This window comes from Mesorhizobium sp. Primo-A, assembly GCF_003997175.1.
Classification (GTDB): Bacteria; Pseudomonadota; Alphaproteobacteria; order Rhizobiales; family Rhizobiaceae; genus Mesorhizobium; species Mesorhizobium ciceri.
The window spans coordinates 167,515-189,580 of the sequence record NZ_RZTG01000011.1 but is presented as its reverse complement, the minus strand read 5'-3'; the positions used below and the strand labels follow the sequence as shown (position 1 = coordinate 189,580).

At 62.7% G+C, this 22,066-nt stretch carries 17 protein-coding genes and 1 pseudogene; 3 read left to right on the top strand and 15 right to left on the bottom strand.

Translation table 11 applies throughout. The features are described 5' to 3' along the window. Nucleotide 1 precedes the first annotated feature (1 nt). From nirB to EOC83_RS21290, 6 genes and pseudogenes are all read right to left on the bottom strand, one after another. Nucleotides 2–2,452, bottom strand: coding sequence for a nitrite reductase large subunit NirB (gene nirB, locus EOC83_RS21315; protein ID WP_024503965.1), 2,451 nt, complete (start codon nt 2,450–2,452; stop codon nt 2–4). Between the two features lie 4 nt (nt 2,453–2,456). Then, the gene (locus tag EOC83_RS21310) at nt 2,457–3,254 is read right to left on the bottom strand and encodes an ABC transporter ATP-binding protein (protein WP_013530459.1); all 798 of its coding nucleotides are present in this window, start codon (nt 3,252–3,254) and stop codon (nt 2,457–2,459) included. Nucleotides 3,255–3,265: 11 nt separating this feature from the next. Further along, nucleotides 3,266–4,156, bottom strand: coding sequence for a nitrate ABC transporter permease (gene ntrB / locus EOC83_RS21305; protein WP_013530458.1), 891 nt, complete (start codon nt 4,154–4,156; stop codon nt 3,266–3,268). A gap of 68 nt (nt 4,157–4,224) precedes the next feature. Further along, nucleotides 4,225–5,541: pseudogene (locus EOC83_RS21300) on the bottom strand (CmpA/NrtA family ABC transporter substrate-binding protein). 356 nt (nt 5,542–5,897) lie between these two features. Continuing rightward, the gene (locus EOC83_RS21295) at nt 5,898–7,136 is read right to left on the bottom strand and encodes a CmpA/NrtA family ABC transporter substrate-binding protein (protein ID WP_063170300.1); all 1,239 of its coding nucleotides are present in this window, start codon (nt 7,134–7,136) and stop codon (nt 5,898–5,900) included. Between the two features lie 2 nt (nt 7,137–7,138). Then, complete coding sequence (locus EOC83_RS21290) at nt 7,139–7,741, bottom strand: ANTAR domain-containing response regulator (protein WP_013530455.1); 603 nt, start codon at nt 7,739–7,741, stop codon at nt 7,139–7,141. 275 nt (nt 7,742–8,016) lie between these two features. Here EOC83_RS21290 and EOC83_RS21285 point away from each other — a divergent pair, with 275 nt between their 5' ends. Together EOC83_RS21285 and EOC83_RS21280 are read left to right on the top strand one after the other, a co-directional pair. Next, nucleotides 8,017–8,544 (top strand): hypothetical protein, encoded by a 528-nt coding sequence (locus EOC83_RS21285; RefSeq protein ID WP_063168699.1) that lies wholly within the window; start codon nt 8,017–8,019, stop codon nt 8,542–8,544. Between the two features lie 148 nt (nt 8,545–8,692). Next, nucleotides 8,693–9,826, top strand: a complete 1,134-nt coding sequence (locus tag EOC83_RS21280) for a hypothetical protein (RefSeq protein WP_063168700.1) — start codon at nt 8,693–8,695, stop codon at nt 9,824–9,826. Between the two features lie 120 nt (nt 9,827–9,946). Here the strand turns inward: EOC83_RS21280 and EOC83_RS21275 are convergent, their stop codons facing one another. Beyond that, the gene (locus tag EOC83_RS21275) at nt 9,947–12,016 is read right to left on the bottom strand and encodes an NAD(P)-binding protein (protein WP_063168701.1); all 2,070 of its coding nucleotides are present in this window, start codon (nt 12,014–12,016) and stop codon (nt 9,947–9,949) included. Nucleotides 12,017–12,292: 276 nt separating this feature from the next. Here EOC83_RS21275 and argE point away from each other — a divergent pair, with 276 nt between their 5' ends. Continuing rightward, entirely contained in the window at nt 12,293–13,453 is a 1,161-nt protein-coding gene (gene argE / locus EOC83_RS21270) for an acetylornithine deacetylase (RefSeq protein ID WP_063168702.1), read from the top strand. A 7-nt stretch (nt 13,454–13,460) separates the two neighbouring features. On the opposite strand, the gene EOC83_RS21265 is transcribed toward argE, so the two are convergent. The 8 genes from EOC83_RS21265 to EOC83_RS21230 all read right to left on the bottom strand — a co-directional run bounded on the left by EOC83_RS21265 (nt 13,461) and on the right by EOC83_RS21230 (nt 22,045). Further along, on the bottom strand, nt 13,461–14,417 hold the full coding sequence (locus tag EOC83_RS21265; protein ID WP_063168703.1) for a LysR family transcriptional regulator: 957 nt from the start codon (nt 14,415–14,417) through the stop codon (nt 13,461–13,463). 151 nt (nt 14,418–14,568) lie between these two features. Beyond that, nucleotides 14,569–16,059 (bottom strand): aldehyde dehydrogenase, encoded by a 1,491-nt coding sequence (locus EOC83_RS21260; RefSeq protein ID WP_127325979.1) that lies wholly within the window; start codon nt 16,057–16,059, stop codon nt 14,569–14,571. Between the two features lie 21 nt (nt 16,060–16,080). Then, the gene (locus tag EOC83_RS21255) at nt 16,081–16,755 is read right to left on the bottom strand and encodes a DUF1028 domain-containing protein (RefSeq protein ID WP_013530450.1); all 675 of its coding nucleotides are present in this window, start codon (nt 16,753–16,755) and stop codon (nt 16,081–16,083) included. A 5-nt stretch (nt 16,756–16,760) separates the two neighbouring features. Beyond that, nucleotides 16,761–17,177, bottom strand: coding sequence for a RidA family protein (locus tag EOC83_RS21250; protein ID WP_063168704.1), 417 nt, complete (start codon nt 17,175–17,177; stop codon nt 16,761–16,763). Nucleotides 17,178–17,233: 56 nt separating this feature from the next. After that, nucleotides 17,234–18,508, bottom strand: coding sequence for an NAD(P)/FAD-dependent oxidoreductase (locus EOC83_RS21245; protein WP_063168705.1), 1,275 nt, complete (start codon nt 18,506–18,508; stop codon nt 17,234–17,236). A gap of 153 nt (nt 18,509–18,661) precedes the next feature. Then, nucleotides 18,662–20,266, bottom strand: a complete 1,605-nt coding sequence (locus tag EOC83_RS21240) for a GMC family oxidoreductase N-terminal domain-containing protein (protein ID WP_063168706.1) — start codon at nt 20,264–20,266, stop codon at nt 18,662–18,664. Nucleotides 20,267–20,361: 95 nt separating this feature from the next. Then, nucleotides 20,362–21,165 carry an ABC transporter ATP-binding protein gene (locus EOC83_RS21235; RefSeq protein ID WP_013530446.1) on the bottom strand — a complete coding sequence of 268 codons (804 nt, stop codon included), beginning with the start codon at nt 21,163–21,165 and terminating at the stop codon, nt 20,362–20,364. A gap of 13 nt (nt 21,166–21,178) precedes the next feature. Next, entirely contained in the window at nt 21,179–22,045 is an 867-nt protein-coding gene (locus EOC83_RS21230; RefSeq protein ID WP_024503974.1) for an ABC transporter permease, read from the bottom strand. Nucleotides 22,046–22,066 lie beyond the last annotated feature (21 nt).

The following is a 22,066-nucleotide window of genomic DNA, read 5'->3' as shown; positions in this document are numbered from 1 at the left end:
CTCACTCCGCCGCCTGCGCAAAACCGACCGAAGCCATTGGCCGGAATTCGTGCTTGTCCTTGCCGGAAACGCGTTCCGACCACGGGTCGACCTGGGCGAATTTCTGGCTGAAGACGAAGCGCTCGTAATAGGCCTTGCGCTTGTCGCCATCGTCCATGATCTGGCGCTTGATCTCGGGGATGCCGATGCGCTTGGCCCATTTGTAGATGCGCTCGAGGTAGCGGCCCTGCTCGCGGTACATCTGCGTCAGCGCCACGATATGCTCCAGCGCCTCGTCCTCGGTTCTGACCAGGCCGAGTACTTCGGTGCCCTTGATGTCGAGGCCGGCCGCGCCGGCAAAATGGATCTCGTAACCGGAGTCGACGCAGATCACGCCGACATCCTTGCAGGTCGCCTCGGCGCAATTCCTGGGGCAACCCGACACCGCCATCTTGACCTTGGCCGGCGTCCACGAGCCCCACATGAATTTTTCGATGCGGATGCCGAGGCCCGTCGAATCCTGCGTGCCGAAGCGGCACCAGTCCGAGCCGACGCAGGTCTTCACCGTGCGCAACCCCTTGGCATAGGCGTGGCCGGAGACGAAGCCGGCCTGGCCGAGATCGGCCCACACCGCCGGCAGGTCTTCCTTGCGGATGCCGAGCATGTCGATGCGCTGGCCGCCGGTGACCTTGACCATCGGGATTTCAAACTTGTCGACAACGTCGGCGATGGCGCGCAGTTCAGCGGCATTGGTCACCCCGCCCCACATGCGCGGCACCACCGAATAGGTGCCATCCTTCTGGATGTTGGCGTGGACGCGCTCGTTGATGAAGCGCGACTGGTAGTCGTCGGCGTAGTCGTCCGGCCAGTCGCAGACGAGATAGTAATTGAGCGCCGGCCGGCATTTGGCGCAGCCGCAGGAGGTCGTCCATTCCAGTTCCTGCATGACGGCGGGAATGGTCTTCAGGCGCTTGGCGATGATCAGCCGGCGGACCTCGTCATGACCGAGCGTCGTGCAGCCGCACATCGGCTGCACCGCCGCTGGATTGTATTTGTCGCCGATGGTCAGCACCATCAGCTTCTCGACCAGCCCGGTGCAGGAGCCGCAGGAGGCCGACGCCTTGGTGTGGGCGCGCACGTCGTCGAGCGAGGTCAGGCCCTTGGCCGTGATCGCGCCGGTGATCTTCCCCTTGCAAACGCCGTTGCAGCCGCAGATCTCCGCATCATCCGGCAAGGCTGCAACGGCCGCCATAGGGTCCAGCGGGGCACCCCCCTGGTAGGACTGGCCGAAGATGAGCGTATCGCGCATCTCCGATATGTCGGTCTGCTTTTTCTTGAGATCGTTGAACCAGGCGCCGTCCGCCGTCTCGCCATAGAGCACGGTGCCGATGATGCGGTCGTCCTTCAGCACAAGCCGCTTGTAGACGCCGGCCGCCGCATCGCGCAGCACGATCTCCTGGCGGTCCTCGCCCTCGGCGAAGTCGCCGAGCGAGAACAGGTCGATGCCGGTGACCTTGAGCTTGGTCGGCGTGTCCATATGGACGAAGGCCGCCGCTTCGTTGCCGGCAAGCTGGCTGGCTGTGACGCGCGCCATCTCGTAGAGCGGCGCGACGAGGCCATAGACCTGGCCGTTGACCTCGGCACATTCGCCGAGCGCGTAGATGTCGGGATCGTTGCTGCGCATGCCGGCATCGACGACGATGCCCCTGTTAACGGCGATGCCGGCCTGTTTGGCCAGCGCCGAATTCGGCCTGATGCCGACGGCCATCACCACAAGCGTTGCTGGGATAATGGTGCCGTCAGCAAGTTCCACCTGTCCGACCTTGCCGTTGCCGGTGATAGCCTGTGTGTTGGCCTTGGTGATGACCTTGATGCCGCGCTGCTCCACCGCACGCTGCAAGAGATAGCCGGCGGCCGGATCGAGCTGGCGCTCCATCAAGGTCGGCATGACATGCAGCACGGTGACGTCCATGCCTTGCGCGTTGAGGCCCGCCGCCGCCTCCAGACCCAGCAGGCCGCCGCCGATGACCACCGCCTTGGCCCGCGACTGGGCAGCGAGCATCATCGCCTGCACGTCGTCGAGATCGCGATAGGTCAGCACGCCCGGCAGGTCATGGCCCGGAACCGGAATGATGAACGGTACCGAGCCGGTGGCGATGACGAGCTTGTCGTAGGGCTCGGTGACGCCGTGATCCGAGGTGACGGTCTTCGCCGTCCGGTCGATGGCAACGATCTTGTGGCCCTTGTAGAGGGTGATGTTGTTGGCGATGTACCAGCCGTCGCCATGGATGATGATCTCCTCATAGGCCTTCTCGCCCGACAGCACCGGCGACAGCATGATGCGGTCGTAATTGACGCGCGGCTCGGCGTTGAAGATGGTGACGGTGTAGCGGCCCGGAGCCTGTTCCAGCAGGTGCTCCAGCATGCGCCCGGGGGCCATGCCATTGCCGATGATGACAAGTCTTTCGCTCATGGTGCTACTCCGCGGCTTCGACGAAGCGGTGGCGTTCGTAGAGGAACTTCAGAACCGCCTCGCGGCAGCGCAGGAAGGTCCGGTCGGAAGAGAGTTCGACGCGCCGGCGCGGCCGCGCCAGCGGCACGGCAAGCACTTCGCCGATGGTCGCCGCCGGACCGTTGGTCATCATGACGATGCGGTCGGAGAGCAGCACCGCCTCGTCGACGTCATGGGTGATCATGATCGTCGTCGAGCCGAGCCTGGAATGGATGTCCATCACCGCGTCCTGCAGATGGGCCCGCGTCAGCGCATCGAGCGCGCCGAACGGCTCGTCGAGCAGCAGGATCTTCGGCTCCATCGCCAGCGCCCGGGCGATGCCGACGCGCTGCTTCATGCCCCCGGAGATTTCCGCCGGGCGCTTGTCCTTGGCATGCGCCATCTGCACGAGGTCGAGATTGCGCATGATCCAGTCATGCCGCTCGACTTTGCTCTTCGAACGGCCGAAGACCTTCGACACCGCCAGGTTGATGTTTTCGTAGACGGTCAGCCACGGCAGCAGCGAGTGGTTCTGGAACACCACGGCGCGTTCCGGTCCAGGGCTGTCGACCTCCTTGTCCTCGAGCAGCACGGCGCCGGCCGACACCTTGGTCAGCCCGGCGATCAGATTGAGCAGGGTCGACTTGCCGCAGCCGGAATGGCCGATGATGGAGACGAATTCGCCCTTGTCGATGGTCAGCCTGATGTCCTTCAACACCTCGCTGACCTGGGCACCACGCGTGAAGGATTTGTCGATATGGTCGAGCTTCAGATAGGCCGTCATCGCCCCTCTCCTCACTTTGCCGTTGTGCCGCGGGTGACGAAGGCGCCGACCGCCGCGACCAGCCGGTCGAGGCAGAAGCCGGTGACGCCGATATAGGCGAGCGCGACGATGATGTCGGGCAGCCGCGACGAGTTCCACGCATCCCAGATGAAGAAGCCGATGCCGACGCCGCCAGTCAGCATTTCAGCGGCGACGATGGCGAGCCAGGACAGGCCGATGCCGATCCTCAAGCCGGTGAAGATGTAAGGCGCGGCGGCCGGCACCATGATCTTGACGAAGAATTCGAACTGGTTGAGCCGCAGGATGCGCGAGACGTTGCGGTAGTCCTCGGGAATGTTGCGCACGCCGACCGCGGTGTTGATGATGATTGGCCAGATCGAGGTGATGAAGATGACGAAGATCGCCGACGGGCTGGAATCACGGAACGCCGCCAGCGACAGCGGCAGCCAGGCCAGCGGCGGCACCGTGCGCAGGATCTGGAACACCGGGTCGAGGCCGCGCATCGCCCAGATCGACTGGCCGACCAGCGCACCGAGCGCGACGCCGACGACCGCCGCCAGGCCGAAGCCGACGGCGACGCGCTGCAGCGAGATCAGCACGCGCCAGGCCAGACCTATATCCTGCGGGCCATTGTCGAAGAACGGATGCGCTATCAGGTCGTAGGCCTCGTTCCACACCTGGGTCGGCGGCGGCAGGCTCGATGTCGGCGACGAACAGGCGATCTGCCAGACGACCAGCATCAGCGCGATGACGATGATGGGCGGCACCAGCGCGCTCGCCAGTTTGCCGGCGATGGCGAGCGGCTCGAAGCGGCGCCGTGCCTTGGCAGTGAAGGCGATGACCTCCGCCGGCTTGGCGGGAAAGGCCTTCACCTTGGTGTCCTCGATAGTCTGGATCGACATGTCTGGGGAAAACTCCTTGGGGGCAGGTAGTGATCGCAAGCGGCGCATGCGCGCCGCTTGCGATCAGGCTACGCCGATGCCTTGATCTTCAGGCTGTCGAGATAGGCGGACGGGTTGGCCGGATCGAAAATCTTGCCGTCGAAAAAGGTCTCGACGCCGCGCGACGACGACGCCGGAACGTCGGCTGCCGCGACGCCGAGATCCTTGGCCGCCTCGCGCCACAGATCCTCGCGGTTGACCTGGTCGACCAGCGCGTTGATGTCGGTGGTCGGCGCGAACTTGCCCCAGCGGATGTTCTCGGCAAGGAACCACGCATCATGGCTCTTGAACGGATAAGAGACGCCGCCCTTCCAGAACTTCATGGAGAGATCGGTGCCGTTGGCGACGCGGCCATTGCCATAGTTGATGTCGCCCTTGAGGCGGCCGATGATGTCGGCGACGGGCACGTTCATCCATTGCCGCTTGCCGATGATAGCGGCCATCTCGTCCTTGTTCTAGGTGGCCTCGCACCATTGCTGGGCTTCCATGACGGCCATCAGGATCGCCTTGGTGGCGTTCGGATATTTCTCGATGAATTCGGCGCGCAGGCCGAGCGCCTTTTCGGGATGGCCCTTCCACAATTCGCCTGTCGTGGCGGCGGTGAAGCCCACGCCCTGGTGGACGAGTTGCTCGTTCCACGGCTCGCCGACGCAGAACACGTCCATATTGCCGACCTTCATGTTGGCCACCATCTGCGGCGGCGGCACGACGATGGTCGAGACGTCCTTGTCGGGATCGATGCCGCCGGCGGCCAGCCAATAGCGCAGCCACAGATCATGCGTACCGCCCGGGAAGGTCATGGCGGCCTTGATTTCCTTGCCGGTCGCCTTCTTGGCAGCGAAGGCGTCTTTCAGCTTCGAGGCGTCGAGGCCGACACCGGTGCCGGCATATTCCTGGGCGACCGAAATGCCCTGGCAGTCGTAGTTGAGCCGAGCCACGATCGCCATCGGCATCGGCTGGTTGTTCTGCGTCACCTTGCCGGTGTGCATGAGGTAAGGCAGCGGTGTCAGGATATGAGCGCCGTCGATGCCGTTGGCCGCGCCGCCGAGCATCAGATTGTCGCGTGTCGCACCCCAGGAGGCCTGCTTGAGCACCTCGACATCGGGCATGCCGAACTTGGCGAACAGCCCCTTCTCCTTGGCGATCATCAGCGGGGCCGCATCGGTGAGGGCAATGAAGCCGAGCTTGGCGCCGGTGACCTCCGGAGTGGCGGTCGCGGCATAGGCGCCGGAAGGGAAGAGCTTGCGGGCCGCCACGAACAGGCCGGCCGTCATCGCGCTGCTGACCAGAAAATCGCGGCGCGTCATGTCCTTGAGGGTCGTTCCAGTCCTGATCCGTTTCGTCATCGTCGTCTCCGGTTGGGCGCGGCTTGAGATCCGCGTCGTCGATTGCGTGTTGATCAAAACAAAAAAGCCGCCAGCCAGGTCTTCGCGTCCGGGTGACCGGGAGCGCGCATGAACCTGAGCGGCAGCTTTGCCTGTGGCGCCCGCCATTGGACGCCTGTTCCGTGACCCGCAAAGGGCCTGTCTATTTCAAAGCAGGAACCGTGCCAGTTTTGAGAGAGGTGAAAAAGGCCAATGAAATCCGCAGCCTGCGCTGATCGCCGGCGCACTGAACCCTATGGCCGGAAGGCCAAAGATTGTTCATTAGGGCAATCGCGCGCACAATTTTTGTGCAATGCACAAGGATGGCGCGGAAATGATCAGGCCTGAATCTCGGCAGATTTCTGGCCGGTAATGTACGCATCGATCTCGTCAGGATCGAAGATCTGACCGTCGAAGAAACCGTCAGGACCGAGCACAAGGCCGGCGCCTGTCGCGCCGACCGCGGTGGCAATTTGGAGCGCACCCTCGACTTTCGAATTGGCGCCGGGAAGCGCGACGCCGAGCGGCTTCAGCGCCGAACGGTAGAGGTCGGGACGGTAGCAATCGCGGGCGATGGCAAGGCTTTCAGGCGTGTGCGCCACGTGCCCCCAGCGCACCATCTGCGTGTAGAACCACAGCGCATGGCTCTTCCACGGAAAGTTCGCCGCCTTGTCGAAGGGGAGGAAGAAGTCGTCGATGGTCCGCTCCGCACCGCCGCCCAGTTGGAGATGGCCGGTCAGGATCGGCATCTGCACGGTCGGCGGCAGGCCGAGGAAGCCGGCCTGCGCCATCACCCCGGCCAGTTCGCCATGGTTGGCCGGATCCTGGCACCAGCGCGCCGAGTGATGCAGCGCGCGCAGCAGCGCCGCCAAGGCCTCGGGGTTTTCATCTGCCCAAGCCTTGCGCACGCCGATCACCTTCTCCGGGCTGTTGCGCCATATCCGCGCCTTGACGGTGACGATGTGGCCGGTGCCGGCGGCCACCGTAGCGCTGTTCCAGGGTTCGCCGACGCAGTAGCCGTCGATGCGGCCGGCGGCCAGCGCATCGGCCATGAAGGGCGGCGGCACGATGACGATCTCAATCTCTTGGCTCGGATCGATGCCGCAGGCGGCGAGCCAGTAGCGCAATTCGTAATTGTGCCCGGAATGCGGATGCACCACGGCAAAGCGCAGCGGATCGCCACCGGCCGCAGCGCGCTCGCGAATGAGCGCGCCAAGTGCGGCACCGGCGCGCGCCGGGTCTAGGTCGGCCTCGGCGCCGTGTGCCGCCATACCGGCCCAAACGGCATTGGAGATGGTGACGCAATTGCCGCCGAGGCCGAGCGAGAACGGCACGATGGTTTCCGAGGCCAGCGGCGTCAGCCCGAGATTGCAGGCGAGCGGCATCGGTCCCAGCATATGCGCGAGATGGAAGTGGCCGATGGCGATGCGGTCGCGGATGTTGGCCCAGGATGTCTCGCGGTGCAGCTTCAGATCGATGCCTTCTTGCGCGGCGAAGCCAAGCTCGCCGGCCGCGACCAGCACGGCGCTGTCGAAAAGCGGCATGAAGCCGGCGGTGATCTGGTGCTCGGCAGTCATGCTCATTCGTCCTCCGCCGGTCCCAGCAGCCCCGCGGCAGTCACCAGGCTTTGGGCGATGTCGCCGATCTTGCGGTTCTGGTTCATCGCCGTCTTGCGCAGCAGCGTGTAGGCCGCCTCTTCGGAGAGGCCGCGCGATTTCATCAGGATGCCCTTGGCACGGTCGATCACCTTGCGGCTCTCGAGCTCGCCGCGAACCTCTTCCAGTTCGCGTGCCATGCGCGAAAAGGCGTTGAAGCGGCTGACCGCCATGTCGAGGATCGGCTTGACGCGCTCTTGCCGCAGACCGTCGACGACATAGGCCGAAACGCCGGCATCGACCGCCGCCTCGATCGAGGCCTGGTCGGAGCGGTCGACGAACATGGCGATCGGCCGTTTTACGGCACGCGACAGCTGGAACATGTTTTCCAGCATGTCGCGATTCGGGTTTTCGAGATCGATGACGATGACATCGGGCTCGATCTCGGCGATCCGCCGCGCAATGCCGGTCACATCATGGATGACGGTGACCCGCTCATGGCCGGCCTCGCGCAAACCCGCCTCGATGATCGCGGCGCGGATGCGGTTTTCATCGATCACCAGGACGGCGAGTGCGGTTCGAACCATGCCTGCATTGTGACTAAGCGAGGGAATTGTGCAATGCGGTATCGAGAGAGAGCGGTGCTCGCTACGCCTTGGCAGGCCTATAGAGGTGGACGCTGGAAATGGATAGCTGTGATTTTGGCGGCAGTAGGACCGACTGCGGCTAACGCATTCACTACGTCAATCGGTTTGAGACGACCGGAACAGCAACTGGAACCAAGGCAGAGATCAAGCAGCCTATGGCGCTGATCGCGTTGAGATTACAACGGCGGCAACGGCACCAGATCTGAGGACGAAAAATGATCGACAAGAAATCTGAGACTGAAGCTGAAAAAGAGATCTGTGAAGTCGTGGGCCGAATCGTACTCATGGCTTCACTCTTAGACAATCAGTTAAATGCCGTCTTGGTGGCAGCTCTATCTCTTGGCGGGAAGGCGCTGACACTCGCGGTTGTCGCTGCCCTGGACCCGGCCCGAAAAGTTGAAATCCTGAAGGCATTTGTCACGCAGATATCCAACGACGAATGGAAGAAGCCAGTCCTGCGTTACGCAGACGGCGTTGAAAAAGTAAACCGGGCTCGGAACCTCGCCGCCCACAGTATGGTTATCGACAGCGGTGGAGAACATGTTCTAGCGACCAATAGCGTTGCGAAATTATTGAAGGCTACTGATCGTAAAAGCCGAGCGATCAAACGTGTGCCGCTCAACACGCTGAGCAATGCTTCAGATCTCGCGCTGAAAGTCTATAAAGAGGGTGAGAGCGTTATCGCCAATTTTGGTCGAGTTGAGTTGGAGAGAAATCGACGGGGAGCAGCGGCGCAACGCTAGATCATTCGGAATCCAATTGTCTGCGGCTTCGTTGGATGCCAATCAGCCGATCATGAAAAGAGTCGCACTACCGATATCCTAGATCGGCCGAGGCTTATGTGCGTCGCGCCGACCGCTAAATAATCATGCCGGGAAATGAGCTTCTTTGATGAGTTGGAATATTCTCGCTGCGCTTCCGAACATCGTCGTCACAGACCCGATTGAGGGAGAACAATTCTCCATGATCGGCAGCGATGACGCGCGCCTGTCCGATAATTTTGCCCTGCAGCCAAATCTAAAAGCATTCTTCCGAAGGTTTACAAACAGCCACGGAGTGAGGATTACGCCCGCAGCGCTCGTTGCGAGATCTGATACGCCCGCCGAGTTTCTCAACAGCGAAGCTGTCTCGGGTTTTCGAGATGCCGTTGCCGCGTCCATCATCCCATTTGCACGCGCTGCGGCCATAACTCATCGCAATTATTCCCGACCGATGTACTCTGACTCTTTCGATCTTTATCCTTGGATGGTCGATCGGAATGGCGAGCACCTCATCGCGAACACTCCGGCCGTAAGCGCACTTCATCAGATCAAAGGATTTAGGGGGCTTTCCTCGCCAGGACTTTCGGTCGTCCAGATTCGCGATTGGGACATTGATGAAGCGTTACTAAAAGTTTTGCTAGACTGGTGGAGGAAGAGATTTTCCGGCGGAACGCCACACTGGGAACAACTTGCGCTATTTCGCTCTCTGAACGCTGCTAATGCCGCAATGCAAATGCCGCAAAGCGCGGGCGCCACGATATATGACTGGGGCCGATCCCTGTCGCTTTGGATAAGCGCATTTGAGATACTCGTGCACCCTGGCCCTGGCGGTGAAGCCAACCGCGCGAAAGTATTTGCATTGATTGAACGCGGTGAATGGGAGCGTGAAGCAGTTCGCGAAAAAGTCCATGATGTGCGGTTGAGCAAAAAGAGCGTCGTAAGAAAAGCATTTCCCAGCTATCTGTATGCTCTCGCTTACCAAGCGAGAAACAATTTTCTCCATGGCGAGCCAGTTGGACGGGAGCACTTGGTTTTACCTTCCGGTCAGCCCGTTGGGTTTTTGGTCTCGGCGCTTTATCGAAACGCAATTGCGACATTTGTAGATCTGACAGCTACCGTAAGCATCGACGGAAAGGCGTCTGTTGGAGCAATCGCACAGGCAATATCTGAAATGTCCGACCGTCGAAGAGTTCCGCGCACTGTAGAAGATGCCTTCATTAAGGCCATGGCTCCTAAGCCGGAAACCGAAGACGACGATGAGTAGCGACAACAGCCATTCCCGCAGCTATGCACTTTAAAAGAACCTGCTGGTCGAGCACTGCAGCGGCGCTGAAATCCGCCCTTCACGCGATGACCCTGTCGCCTGCAGCGAACCGCAGGCGCCCTATTCCGCGGCCAACGCCGTGACCTCGCGGCGGAAGGGCAGTGCGTCGCCGATATCGGCTTCATCCAGCTCGCGCGCGAAGCGGTGACCGGCATAGGTTGCCCAGGCGATCGGACCCGGCGCCTCGGCGTCGCCGATGATTTTGATCGAGCGGATTCCGCTGTCGGCCCATTCGTCCCGCCGCGCCTTCAATTCCTGCCAGACACTATCGTCCTGGTGGCGTGACGTGACCAGCACCACGGCGTCCGCGGCGATGTCAAATTGGCTGCCCGTATAGGCGCACGCCGTGGCAACACCGCCCGGCACGATGCGCGTCACAGTCCGGTTCAGCACGATCTCGACGCCGAGTTCGGCCAGCCGGCGATGGACGGCGCCCTGCTCCAGCGTGTTGCGGGTCCAGTCGGATACATAGGCCGACGGCGTCACCAGCGTCACCTTCGCGCCCTGGCGCGCCATCAGCTCGGCCAGAACGCCACCCATGTAGTAGTGGTCGTCGTCGAACAGCACGACACTGCCGGTCGGCACAGTGCCGGCCATCAGATCGTCCGGCGTGTAGACCGGCATGGCCGGGTCGATCGGCATCGGCACGACATGCGCGCGCGCCACGCCGTCTCGGCGCCATGTCGAGCCGGTGGCAAGCGCAATGTTCTGAAAGCCGAAGTCCAGTATCTCCTGCGCCGACAATCGGCTTTCGAAATAGACGTCGACATTGGACATCTGGCTGATCTGGTACTGGCGGTAGTCGCGCACGCGTCCCCATGCCGAGAGACCAGGCAAGCGGCACTCGCGCGCCACGCGGCCGCCAAGTTCGGTGCCGGCCTCGGCGATGGCCACCTGATAGCCGCGCAGGCCGAGCGCACGCGCCGCCTCCAGCCCGGCCGGGCCGGCGCCGACGATCAGCACGCTGTCGCTATCGCCCTTGGCCTGCATGCGTTCGGGATGCCAGCCCTTGCGCCATTCCTCCATGAAGGTCGGGTTCTGCGTGCAGCGCGAGATCGACATGGTCATGTCGCCGGTGATGCAGATGTTGCAGCCGATGCATTCGCGAATGTCCTCGATGCGCCCCTCCTCCACCTTCTTCGGCAGGAAGGGATCGGCAATCGATGGGCGCGCGCAGCCGATGAAATCCAGCGTGCCGGACTTGATCATCTTCACCATCACATCCGGCGAGGTGAAGCGACCGACGCCTACGACCGGCTTCGAGGTCAGTTTCTTGATGCCGGACACCAGGCTCTCCTGCGCGCCCTCCTCCTTGAACCGCGACGGCCCGGAGCAGTCCTCCCAGGCGCCATGCGCCAGGTCCCAGAGGTCGGGCAGATCGGCATGCATCTCGATCATGTCGCGCACTTCGGAATTGGCGAAGCCGAGCTCACCGATCATCTCGTCCAGCGACAGCCGCAGCGTCAGGCCGCACGTGTCGCCGATAGCGTCCCTGCCCTCTTCGATCAGCTCACGCATCAGCCGCGAGCGGTTCTCCAGCGAGCCGCCATATTCGTCGCTGCGCTGGTTGGTGGCCGTGGACAGGAAGTGCTGGATGATGCCGAAGCCATGCGCGCCGTAGAGGCACACCAAATCGAAGCCCGCGAGCCTCGCCCGTTTGAAGGCATTGCGATGCCAGCGGCGCAGGTCGCGAATATCCTGCTTGTCCATGGCGCGCGCCTGCACCGGATCGTTGGTGAAGGTGCGGATCGGCAGGGCCGACGGCCCGCGCGGCACTTCCTTGGTGTAGAGGTTCGGCCCGTTGATGCCTGAGTAGGCCAGCTGGATGCCGGCCAGCGCGCCATGCTGGTGCATTGCCTTGGCCATCTTCGCCAGCGCCGGAATATCGGCATCGTCCCACAGCCTGAGCTCGATGAAGGGCGTGATCTCCGATGTGTGGTGCATCTCGGTTTGCTCGGTGAAGATGACGCCCCAGCCGCCTTCCGACTTGGTGCGGCGCATCTCGGCCGCGGCCGAAGGGTCGCGATAGCCGCCGCCATTGCAATGCGGCACCTGATAGAAGCGGTTCTTGGCGGTCACCGGACCGATCTTCACGGGCTCAAACAGAATATCATAACGCGGATCGCGCATGGAACGTGCCTTCCTGCCAGCGTCGCCCTGCAGCACGCCCGATCATGGTTTCGAGGCGTGACGCAAGCCGGCCAGCCCAGTGGGTTGATGCCGTGAGACCATTCATAAGTTGCGGCAAGCGCCGGAAAACAACAGATTTCTTCTGTGCCGGTTAGGCCGCGCCTAATCGCACACATCCGGATTAGCATCCGCTGAATCCCGACTGAGCCAAATGCGACTTCAAGGCCCCGGCCACGCGATGCTAGAAGTACCGACGGCCAATGAGACACAAGACGCATGGACAGCATCCAGATCCTCGAAAAGCTGCTCGCATTCCCGACGGTGAGCCGCGACTCGAACCTCGCCCTCGTCAACTACGTGGCGGACCTGCTAGACGCACACGGCACTGCCAGCCAGATCATCCACAGCGAGGACGGCCACAAGGCCAACCTCTTTGCCACCATCGGACCGACTGATGCTTCCGGCATCATGCTGTCCGGTCACACCGACGTCGTTCCCGTCGACGGCCAGGCCTGGACGCTGCCGCCCTTCGAGATGACGAACCGTGACGGCAAGCTTTACGGACGCGGCGCGGCCGACATGAAGGGTTTTGTGGCCTGCGCGCTCGCCGCGTGCCTCAAGGCCGCGAAAATGACGCTGAAGACGCCTCTGCACCTGGCACTCTCCTACGACGAGGAGATCGGCTGCATCGGTGTGCGCAGCCTGGTCGACATGCTGCAAGCGGCCCCGCATCGGCCGCTGCTATGCATTGTCGGCGAGCCGACCGATATGCAGGTGGCGACGGGGCACAAGGGCAAGCTTGCCGCACGCGCGCTTTGCAAGGGGCGCGAAGGCCATTCGGCGCTGGCCCCGCTGGCGCTCAACGCCATCCATCTCGGCTGCGACTTCGTCGCCGCCTTGCGCCGCGAACAGGACCGGCTGGTGCGCGATGGCGCCCGCGACGGCGACTACGACATCTCATACACGACCGTCCATGTCGGCAAGATCAACGCAGGCGTGGCGCTGAACATCGTGCCGAACCTTTGCCAGGTCGACTTCGAGATCCGCAATGTCGCAGCCGACGACCCGCACGAGATTCTCGACCGCCTGCGCAAGGAGGCTGCTCATATTGCTTCCGAAGCCTCGACCATCGCGCCCGAGGCAGCAATCGACATCGACATCACCAACACCTATCCCGGCCTGGACACGCCAGCCAGTTCGCAAGCCGTCGCCTTCGTCAAATCGCTGACCGGCGCCAACAATACCATCAAGATGGCCTTCGGCACGGAAGGCGGCCTGTTCAGCCGCGATCTCGGCACGCCGACGGTCGTGTGCGGACCGGGGTCGATGGCGCAAGGGCACAAGCCGGACGAATTCGTCAGCGTCGAGCAGATGCGCCGCTGCGACAACATGCTGGAAAAATTGCTGAAGCGGCTTGCCGACCAGCAACTGGCGTAAGCGGGCGCTACTTCTGCGGAAGCGCTGCCTGGCCGACGGCCCGCTCGGCGCCGAACACACCTTGCTCGACGACAAAATGCCGGCAGTGGTCGATGAACGCCTGGGCGGATTGCGTACGATGTTCGGAATTGGGCAAGGCGACGCCCATGGTCAGCGGCCGCAGGTCACCGTCCAACGGCACGAAGACGAGCGGCTTGCCGTCCGGCGCCAGCGTGTTGAGCGGCCGCATGTTGGCGATGCCGTAGCCGAAGCCGTTGGCCACCATGGAGCGCATGACCGCAATGTCGCCGGTGCGCTCGGCAATGTTGGGCCGGATCCCTCGCTGGTGGAATGCCGACAGGAAATATTCGCGGCTGTACGGCAGGTCGAGCAGCACCATCGGCTCGTCGGCCAGTTCCTCCGTCGTGATCGACGCCTTGGCCGCGAAACGATGGCCCGCCGGCAGCATGACATAGGCCGGCACCAACATCAGCGGCTCGAAGGTCATATCCTGCGACAGTTCGAGATCGTAGGTCAGGGCAAGGTCGATTTCACCGCGCTGCAGCATCTCAAGCAATTGCCCCTGATTGCGCTCGAACTGGCGCACGCGCACATCGGGATAAGCACGCTCGAACCGCATGCGCAGCGCCGGCAGCACGATCTGCGCAAAGGTCAGCAGGCATCCCACCGCCAGCGGGCCGCGCACCTTCTCGGCAAAATCGCCGGCGACGTCATGCAAGGCATCGGCATCATTGAGCAGCCGGGCGGCTTCCTTGAGGAAGATGCGGCCACCGGCGGTGAGCGAGAGGCCGTGCGAATGCTTGCGGACAAAAAGCTGGACGCCGAACTCGGTTTCCAACTGCGCGATCGAGGCCGAAATCGATGGCGGCGACACATTGACCTGCTCGGCCGCCTTGGCGATGGAGCCGGCTTCGCCCACGGCAACGAAATATTCCAGCTGTCTGAGCGTGAAGCGTAGCGGCATGGCTGGCTATGTTGCCGGTTTGAGGGCTTCGATCAAGCCTAATGCATGTCGCGCAAAAGTGGCCCCGGTTTTGCGCAAACGACATGCATGGAGCAAAGGCCTAAAGCGCATCACTTGAATCCGTTCGATCGCGATGCGCTCTAGGCGCCCATCAATATTTGATCCATGTCGTTTTGAGCGCGGTGTACTTGTCGAGCGCATGCAGCGACAGGTCGCGGCCGAAGCCGGATTGCTTGAAACCACCGAACGGCGTCATCGGGCTCAGAGCGTCGACCTTGTTGACGGAAACTGTGCCGGCCTGCAGCCGCCCGGCGATGCGGTGCGCGCGCGACAGGCTGTCGGTCCACAGCGATGCGGCGAGCCCGTAGGGGCTGTCATTAGCGATGCGGATCGCGTCGGCCTCGTCATCGAAGGCAATGACCGAAAGCACCGGCCCGAAGATCTCGTCGCGGGCAATCGGATCGGCAGGCGTGACATCGTCGAAAATGGTGGGCTGGACAAAGCTGCCGCGCCCATTGACCGTGACCATGTCGCCGCCCGCGACCAGGCGCGCGGTCTTTTTACCGGCCTCGACGAAGCGCATGACATTGGCGGCGTGGCGACTATCGACCATCGCGCCCATTTTCGAAATCGGATCGAGCGGATCGCCGGGCTGCGTGGCCGCCGCACGCTGCACCTGTTTCTCCACCAAGGCATCCTTGATGCCGCGCTGGACGAGCAGGCGTGAATTGGCGGAACAGACCTCGCCCTGGTTGAAGAAGATGCCGAAGGCCGCCATATCGGCCACCACATCGAGATCCCCGCAGTCGGCAAAGACGAGGTTGGGGCTCTTGCCGCCGGTCTCCAGCCAGACCTGCTTCATGTTCGACTGCCCGGAGTACTGCAGGAACATCTTGCCCACCGCGGTCGAACCGGTGAAGGCGAGGCAATCCACATCCATATGGCGGCCAAGCGCCTGGCCGGCGGTTTCGCCAAGGCCGGGCACAACATTGAGCACGCCGGCAGGCAGGCCCGCCTCCATCGCCAGCTCCGCCAGGAGCAGGGCCGACAGAGGCGACTGCTCGGCGGGTTTCAGCACCACCGAATTGCCCGCCGCCAGCGCCGGCGCGCACTTCCAGGTCGCCATGTCGAGCGGGAAGTTCCACGGCACCACCGCGCCGACCACGCCAAGCGGCTCGCGCCGCACCAGCACCAGATCGCCTTCGCCGGTCGGCGCCACCTCGCCATAGATCTTGTCGATGGCCTCGCCATACCATTGGAAGATCGCCGCCGAACCGGGGACGTCGACCGAGGCCGCATCCCTGACCAGTTTGCCCATGTCCAGCGATTCAAGCAGGGCCAGTTCATGCAGGTTGTCGCGCAGCAGCTGCGCCAGCCGCAGCAACACCTCCTTGCGGTGCGCCGGGCTGGTGCGCGACCAGACGCCGGCGTTGAAGCTGCGCCTAGCGGCGGCAACCGCCAGATCGATGTCTTCCTCGCCGCAGGACGCCACTTCGGCCAGCACCTCGCCCGTTGCCGGATTGACGCTGGCAAAGGTCCGGCCCGAACGCGCCGCGACCGTCTTGCCGTCGATGAACGCCTTGTCACGAAAACGGATCGCGGACGCCTTGCCGATCCAGTCCTTGTGGCTGAGTTCACTCATCGCAGGTGACCCCTGTCTTGACTATTCGTCGCCCGGCACGCCGTAGCTCGGCGCATCGGATGGGTTGATCGCGCGGGTCACATAGGCATCGAGCTGTGGCTTGTAGAGTTGCCACAGCGCCGCCAGTTGCTCGATAGGACAATCGTCGGTCCAGTCGCAGCGCAGGTCGGCGACCGGCCACGCCACCTCACGCACCAGCTTCATGCCGGCGGAATGGACAGGGCCAGCCTCGCCGCCGGCTGTCAGCGCCGCGCGCATAGTCGCGATGAGGCGGTCGCCGAGATGCCCCTCCGACGCCAGGAAGGCCTCGACCATCGCTTGCGGCACGCCATCATGGGCCAGCATGTTGCCGCCGCAGGCGACATTGTCAGCTCGCGCCTCCGCCCAGATGCCAAGAGCTTTGGGACCCGAATGGATCGCGGTCGCTCCAGCGGCGTCGACAGCCAGCACCTGCCGGTATTCGGGATAGGCACCGGTGCGCTTCAATATGGCAATCGCCTCCGCCGCGGACGCGCCGCGCGCCAGCAATTCGAGACCGCGCAGTCCAAGCGTAGGATCGGTGACGTTCTGGCTGGCAATGGCCCCGGCGCCCGCCTGCGCATAGGCGCAGCGCGCCGCAACAGCAGGCGACGAGGAGGACACCGCGACCCCGAACATGCCGGTGCGGCCGCACCGCGCGACAATGGAAAAGGTCATCGCAATCAGTCCGGAATGACGGCGGTGCCGTCGATCTCGACCAGCCAGTCCGGCCGCGCCAGGGCCTGCACGACAAGGCCGGTCGAGACGGGATGCACGCCTCTGATATACGCGCCCATGGTACGGTAGACCGCCTCACGATGGCGCACATCGGTGATGTAGACCACCACCTTGACCAGGTGCTCCATGGTGCCGCCGCACTCCTCGATCAGCTGGCGGATGTTCTGCATGACCTTGTGTGTCTGCTCGACCGGATCATGGCTGTCGATGTTCTTGGCCGTGTCGAGGTCCTGCGGACATTGGCCGCGCAGATAGACGGTCCTGCCGCCCCGCGTAACGACCGCCTGGCACAGATCATTGTCGAGCTTCTGCTCGGGATAAGTGTCCTTGGTGTTGAACTTTCGAATTCTTGTATGCGCCATCTTGGTCTCCGTCGGATCAGGCTCGAGGTCGGGGCATCCCGTTTGAGGTGCCGTGTCTATGCCACCTTGGTCTCGCGCTTCGCGGACGCATGGTAGGCTAGGTATTTGCGCTGCGTGGAAATATGGTCGGCCACATGCTGCGCGTCGTGCCAGACGCCCCAGATGAAGCTCGACCCCCTGCGCGATTGCCAAGGCAGTCCGAGGAAATAGATGCCGGGCTCGGTCGACACACCGCGCTGGTGCTTCGGCTTGCCCCTTTCGTCGAACACATCGACCTTCAGCCAGTTGTAGTCGACGGTGAATCCCGTCGCCCAGATGATCGAACCTATCCCGGCTTCCGACAGGTTCAGCTCGAGAATGGGATCGGTCATGCATCGCGGGTCCGGGCCGATCTTGCGGGCCTCGGGCTCTGGGGGAAGGTCGAGGCCGTTGCGGGCGACATAGGCATCTGCCTCGTCCAGAACCGACATGTAATTCGCATCGCCGCGCGCGATATTCTTGGCCAGATCGGGTGCGAAAATCATCACACCGTGCCTGTAGGATTCGGTCCGGCCAACCAGCGTCATCCCTTGCGCGGCAAGGCGCCGGAAGTCGATCGTCTGGCCGCCACGCGCGCCGCTGACCGCGATGGTGACATGTTCGGTGCCGGGCGCAGGCGCCTGCGCGTCCCACTTGCCCAAAACCCCCAGCCACCAGCAGAAGTCACGTTCGCGATAGGCCCGCGGCGGCCGATCGTGCGGCCCGACCGAGAGATAAACCCGCCGTCCCGCACGCTGGAGTTCGTCGGCGATCTGCACCCCCGAAGACCCGGAGCCGACCACCAGCACCGCGCCTGCGGGCAGTTGGCCGGGATTGCGATAGGCGCTGGAATGTATCTGCATAGGTCCGGCGTCCCCGGGAACGACGGCCGGGATGACCGGATGCTGGAAAGCGCCGGTGGCGGCAACCACGCTCCTGGCTTCGATCACGCCATCCGAGGTTTCGATCCGGAAGCCGGGACGGCCGACAAGCCTTTCCACTTTCCTGACCTCCACGCCGCAGCGGATGGGGGCAGCGATCATGTCGGCGTAAGCGACAAAATAGTCGGCGACCTTCTCCTTGCCGATAAAGGCATCCGGACCGGCATTGGGAAATTCCATGCCGGGAAAACGGTCATGCCAGGCGGGACCATTGGCAACCAGCGAGTCCCATCTCTCGCTACGCCAGCGTTCGGCGATGCGGTCCCGCTCCAGCACGAGATGGGGCACGCCGCACTTGCTCAGATGCTCGCTCATCGCCAGCCCCGCCTGGCCGCCGCCAACAACAAGCGTGTCTACTGTTTCGACTGGCATTCAGCGGCCCTTTCTGGCTCTCCCCGAGAGTTTCTGCGCATGCGGCGGAGGTCTGATCGTTGGTTTACTGGAGGGACCGGGCAGCGAAAATTACGATTTCATGTGGCAGTGGTTAGCTTGTTCCTAAATGCTGAATTGGCCGCGCGCAGACGGCTACGCCAGTATTGCCATAGCCGCCTTTTCGCCAATCATCATGGATGGCGCATTGGTGTTGCCACCGATCAATGTCGGCATGACGGAGGCATCAGCGACGCGCAGATTGTCGAAACCGCGCACCTTGAGACCGGCGGGATCAACCACCGCCATGGCGTCGTTGCCCATCCTGGCCGTGCCAACCGGATGATAGACGGTAAGAGCCTCGGCACGCAGATAGGCGAGAATCTCGTCATCGGTGTTCACGTTGGGCCCAGGCAGGATTTCCGGTCCGCGGATGCCGCCGAAAACCGGCGAAGCCAGGATCGAACGCGCGACCTTTATGCCCTCGACGAGGGTCAGGGCATCCTGTTCGTCACTGAAGAAGCGATGGTCTATGAGCATATTGCGGCGGGTGCCGTCGCGTTGAAGCGTGATTTCGCCGACGCTCCCGGGTCTCAACACACAGGTGTGCACGGCATAGCCGTGGCCATATTCGACGAGCCGACCGCGATGGCTGCGATAGCCCGGCACGAAGTGGAACTGAATGTCGGGTATGCTCCCGGCATACTTCGTCCTGGCAAAGCCGCCGGCTTCGACATAGTTGGTCGTCAGCATGCCTTTGCGCCGGGCGAAATACTGGAACGGCGCCGCCAGCATCGCCGGAAGATTGGCAAGTGAAAGGCCGAGCGTCTTGCGGCTGTTCGATCGCACCGTGATCATGCCATCGACATGGTCGCGCAAGTTCTTACCGACGCCTGGCAGGTTCGCGACCGGTTCAATCCCCGCTGCTTTCAGCTCCCCGGCCGGGCCGACGCCGGAAGCAAGCAGAATGCGCGGCGATCCGATCGCACCCGCGCTGAGGACGACCTCCGCTCGGCACCCCAACCGTTGGGTTGCGCCTTCCCTGATCACGTTGACGCCGGTGACGCGCTCGCGTTCAATCGCCAGATCAAGAACCTCGACGCCTGACAATATCCGTAGATTCGAGCGGCCGAGAATCGGCCGGACAAAGGCGCTGTAGGCCGAGAAGCGCTCGCCTCTGTTCTGGGTGACGTTGTAGATGCCGAGGCCGAGTTGGCCACCGGCATTGAAGTCGCGGTTCTCGGGCAGGCCTACGCCTCTGCCCGCCTCAACCCACAGGCTGGATACCACGTTGGGATCGCGCGGATTGTCGACCAGCAATTCGCCGTCGAATCCGTGATAGGCGGGGCTCTGCAACAGGCAGTTCCGCTCCAATTTCTTGAAGACGGGCAGGACATCGGCATAGGACCACCCGGCACAGCCAAGCGCTGCCCATTCATCGTAGTCCTGCGCGGCGCCACGAATATAGACCATCGAGTTGATCGAACTCGACCCGCCAAGAACCTTGCCCCGGTTGACCGGTATGCGGCGGTTGTTGAGCAGCGGCTGCGGCACGCCCTTGTAGCCGTAGTCGAAGTTCGGATTGCCGTAGAGCGAGAGAATGCCGGCCGGCACGCGCACCCTGGTGCGGTCGTCGCTGCCGCCCGCCTCGATCAGGCAGACACGAACTGCCGGGTCTGCGCTCAGCCTGTTTGCCAAGACACAGCCGGCCGAGCCCGCGCCAATGACGATATAGTCAAATTCCGCCGCCTCGATGCTCATGCCTTGCCCGTTTCATCATCCACACCGAAGACTGCCGATGTCTGTTTCATGCATGTCGTCTGCCCAAAACCGAGGTCACTTTTGAGCGACATGCATTAGTGCTCGTCGTCTTCGTCGTTCTTCAGGAGCTCGAGGATCTCCCGCTTCATGGCGATGAAGTTCGGCTCCATGACCAGATCCATGCTGCGTGGACGCGGGAGGCCTACGCGGATTTCCTTCTTGATCTGACCGGGCCGGCCGGACATGACGAGCACCCTGTCCGCCAGCAGGATCGCTTCGTCGATGTCATGGGTAACGAACAGGACCGTCTTCTTGGAATGATCCCAGATCCTCAGCAAAAGCTTCTGCATGCTGTGACGGGTTTGGCTGTCGAGCGCTCCAAAAGGCTCATCCATCAGCAGCACGTCCGGATCATTGGCGAGCGCGCGCGCAATCGCAACGCGCTGCTTCATGCCGCCCGACAGCTGAGACGGGTAATGGTTGGCGAACTTTGCCAGACCGACCTCGTGGAGAAAATGCTCGACAATGACCCTGCGCTCGGCCGGCGCAATGCCCTTCCGCTTCGGGCCATATTCGACGTTCTGCGCCACCGTAAGCCAGGGAAACAGCGTATATGCCTGAAACACCATGCCGCGATCCGGGCCCGGCTCGGTAACAGGCTTGCCGCCGACTACGATCATGCCGCCGGTCCGCTCCTCAAGACCGGCGACGAGATAAAGCAGGCTCGACTTGCCGCAGCCGGATGGGCCGACGATCACACAGAATTCGTTGGGCACGACGTGAAAGGAAATGCCATCCAGCGCCAGCACCGCATTGTCACCCTTGCCGTAGCGCAGGACCACATTGTCGATGCCTATGTCGGAACTCTTTGGTTTCGTCGTAAGATTCAGGGCGTCCATGTGTGCGTGTTCCTCAATTGGCCCAGGGAGCGACGAGGCGGCGGATGCCCCGGAACAATTGGTCGGTGCAAAGACCAAGGATGCCGATCATGGCGATGGCCATGAAGATCACGTCGACCTGAAAGCCGCGCATGGCTTTGAGCGAGATGTAGCCAAGTCCGCTGCGGGCGGCGACGAGTTCGGCCACGACGAGATAGGTCCAGGCCCAGCCCATGGTGACGCGCAGCACATCCAGCACGCTCGGAAGCGTGGCCGGAAAGACGATGTGGAAGACCGTGTCGCCTCGTTTCGTGCCGAGCGTATAGGCTGCGTTGACAAGGTCGCGCTGGACGCTGCGAGCGCTGTCGGCGATCATGACGAGCTGCTGGAAGAAGACGCCGAAGACGATGACGGCAACGCGCTGCTCGATGCCGATGCCGATCCACAGGATGAAAAGCGGCACGAAGGACGTCACCGGCAGATAGCGTATGAAATTGACCAACGGTTCGAGAACGGCCTGGACGATGCGATAGGTGCCCATCGTCAATCCAAGCGGCACCGCAACGATGCTCGAAAGGACGAAGCCGATCAACACCACCTGGACGCTGGCGAAAACATGCTCCCACAACGACCCGTCAAGCGCCATGCTGATGGTGGTGGACAACACGGATTCGGGGCGAGGCAGGAACATTTCCTTGACCGCTCCGGAATAGGTCAGCGCGAACCAGCCGCCGATGACGGCGATCCAGACCATGAAGCCGAGCGTAATGGAGAGAGAGCGCGGCACAGCCCGAAACGGTGTGGCGATGACTTTCAGGACGGATCGACCGGCCTGACCTTCTTCAACTCTCGCGGTCACGCCATTGCTGACCAGAGAGCTCGTGTTCGGTGCTAGTGTCACGGGATACCCTTTTGGGCCGCT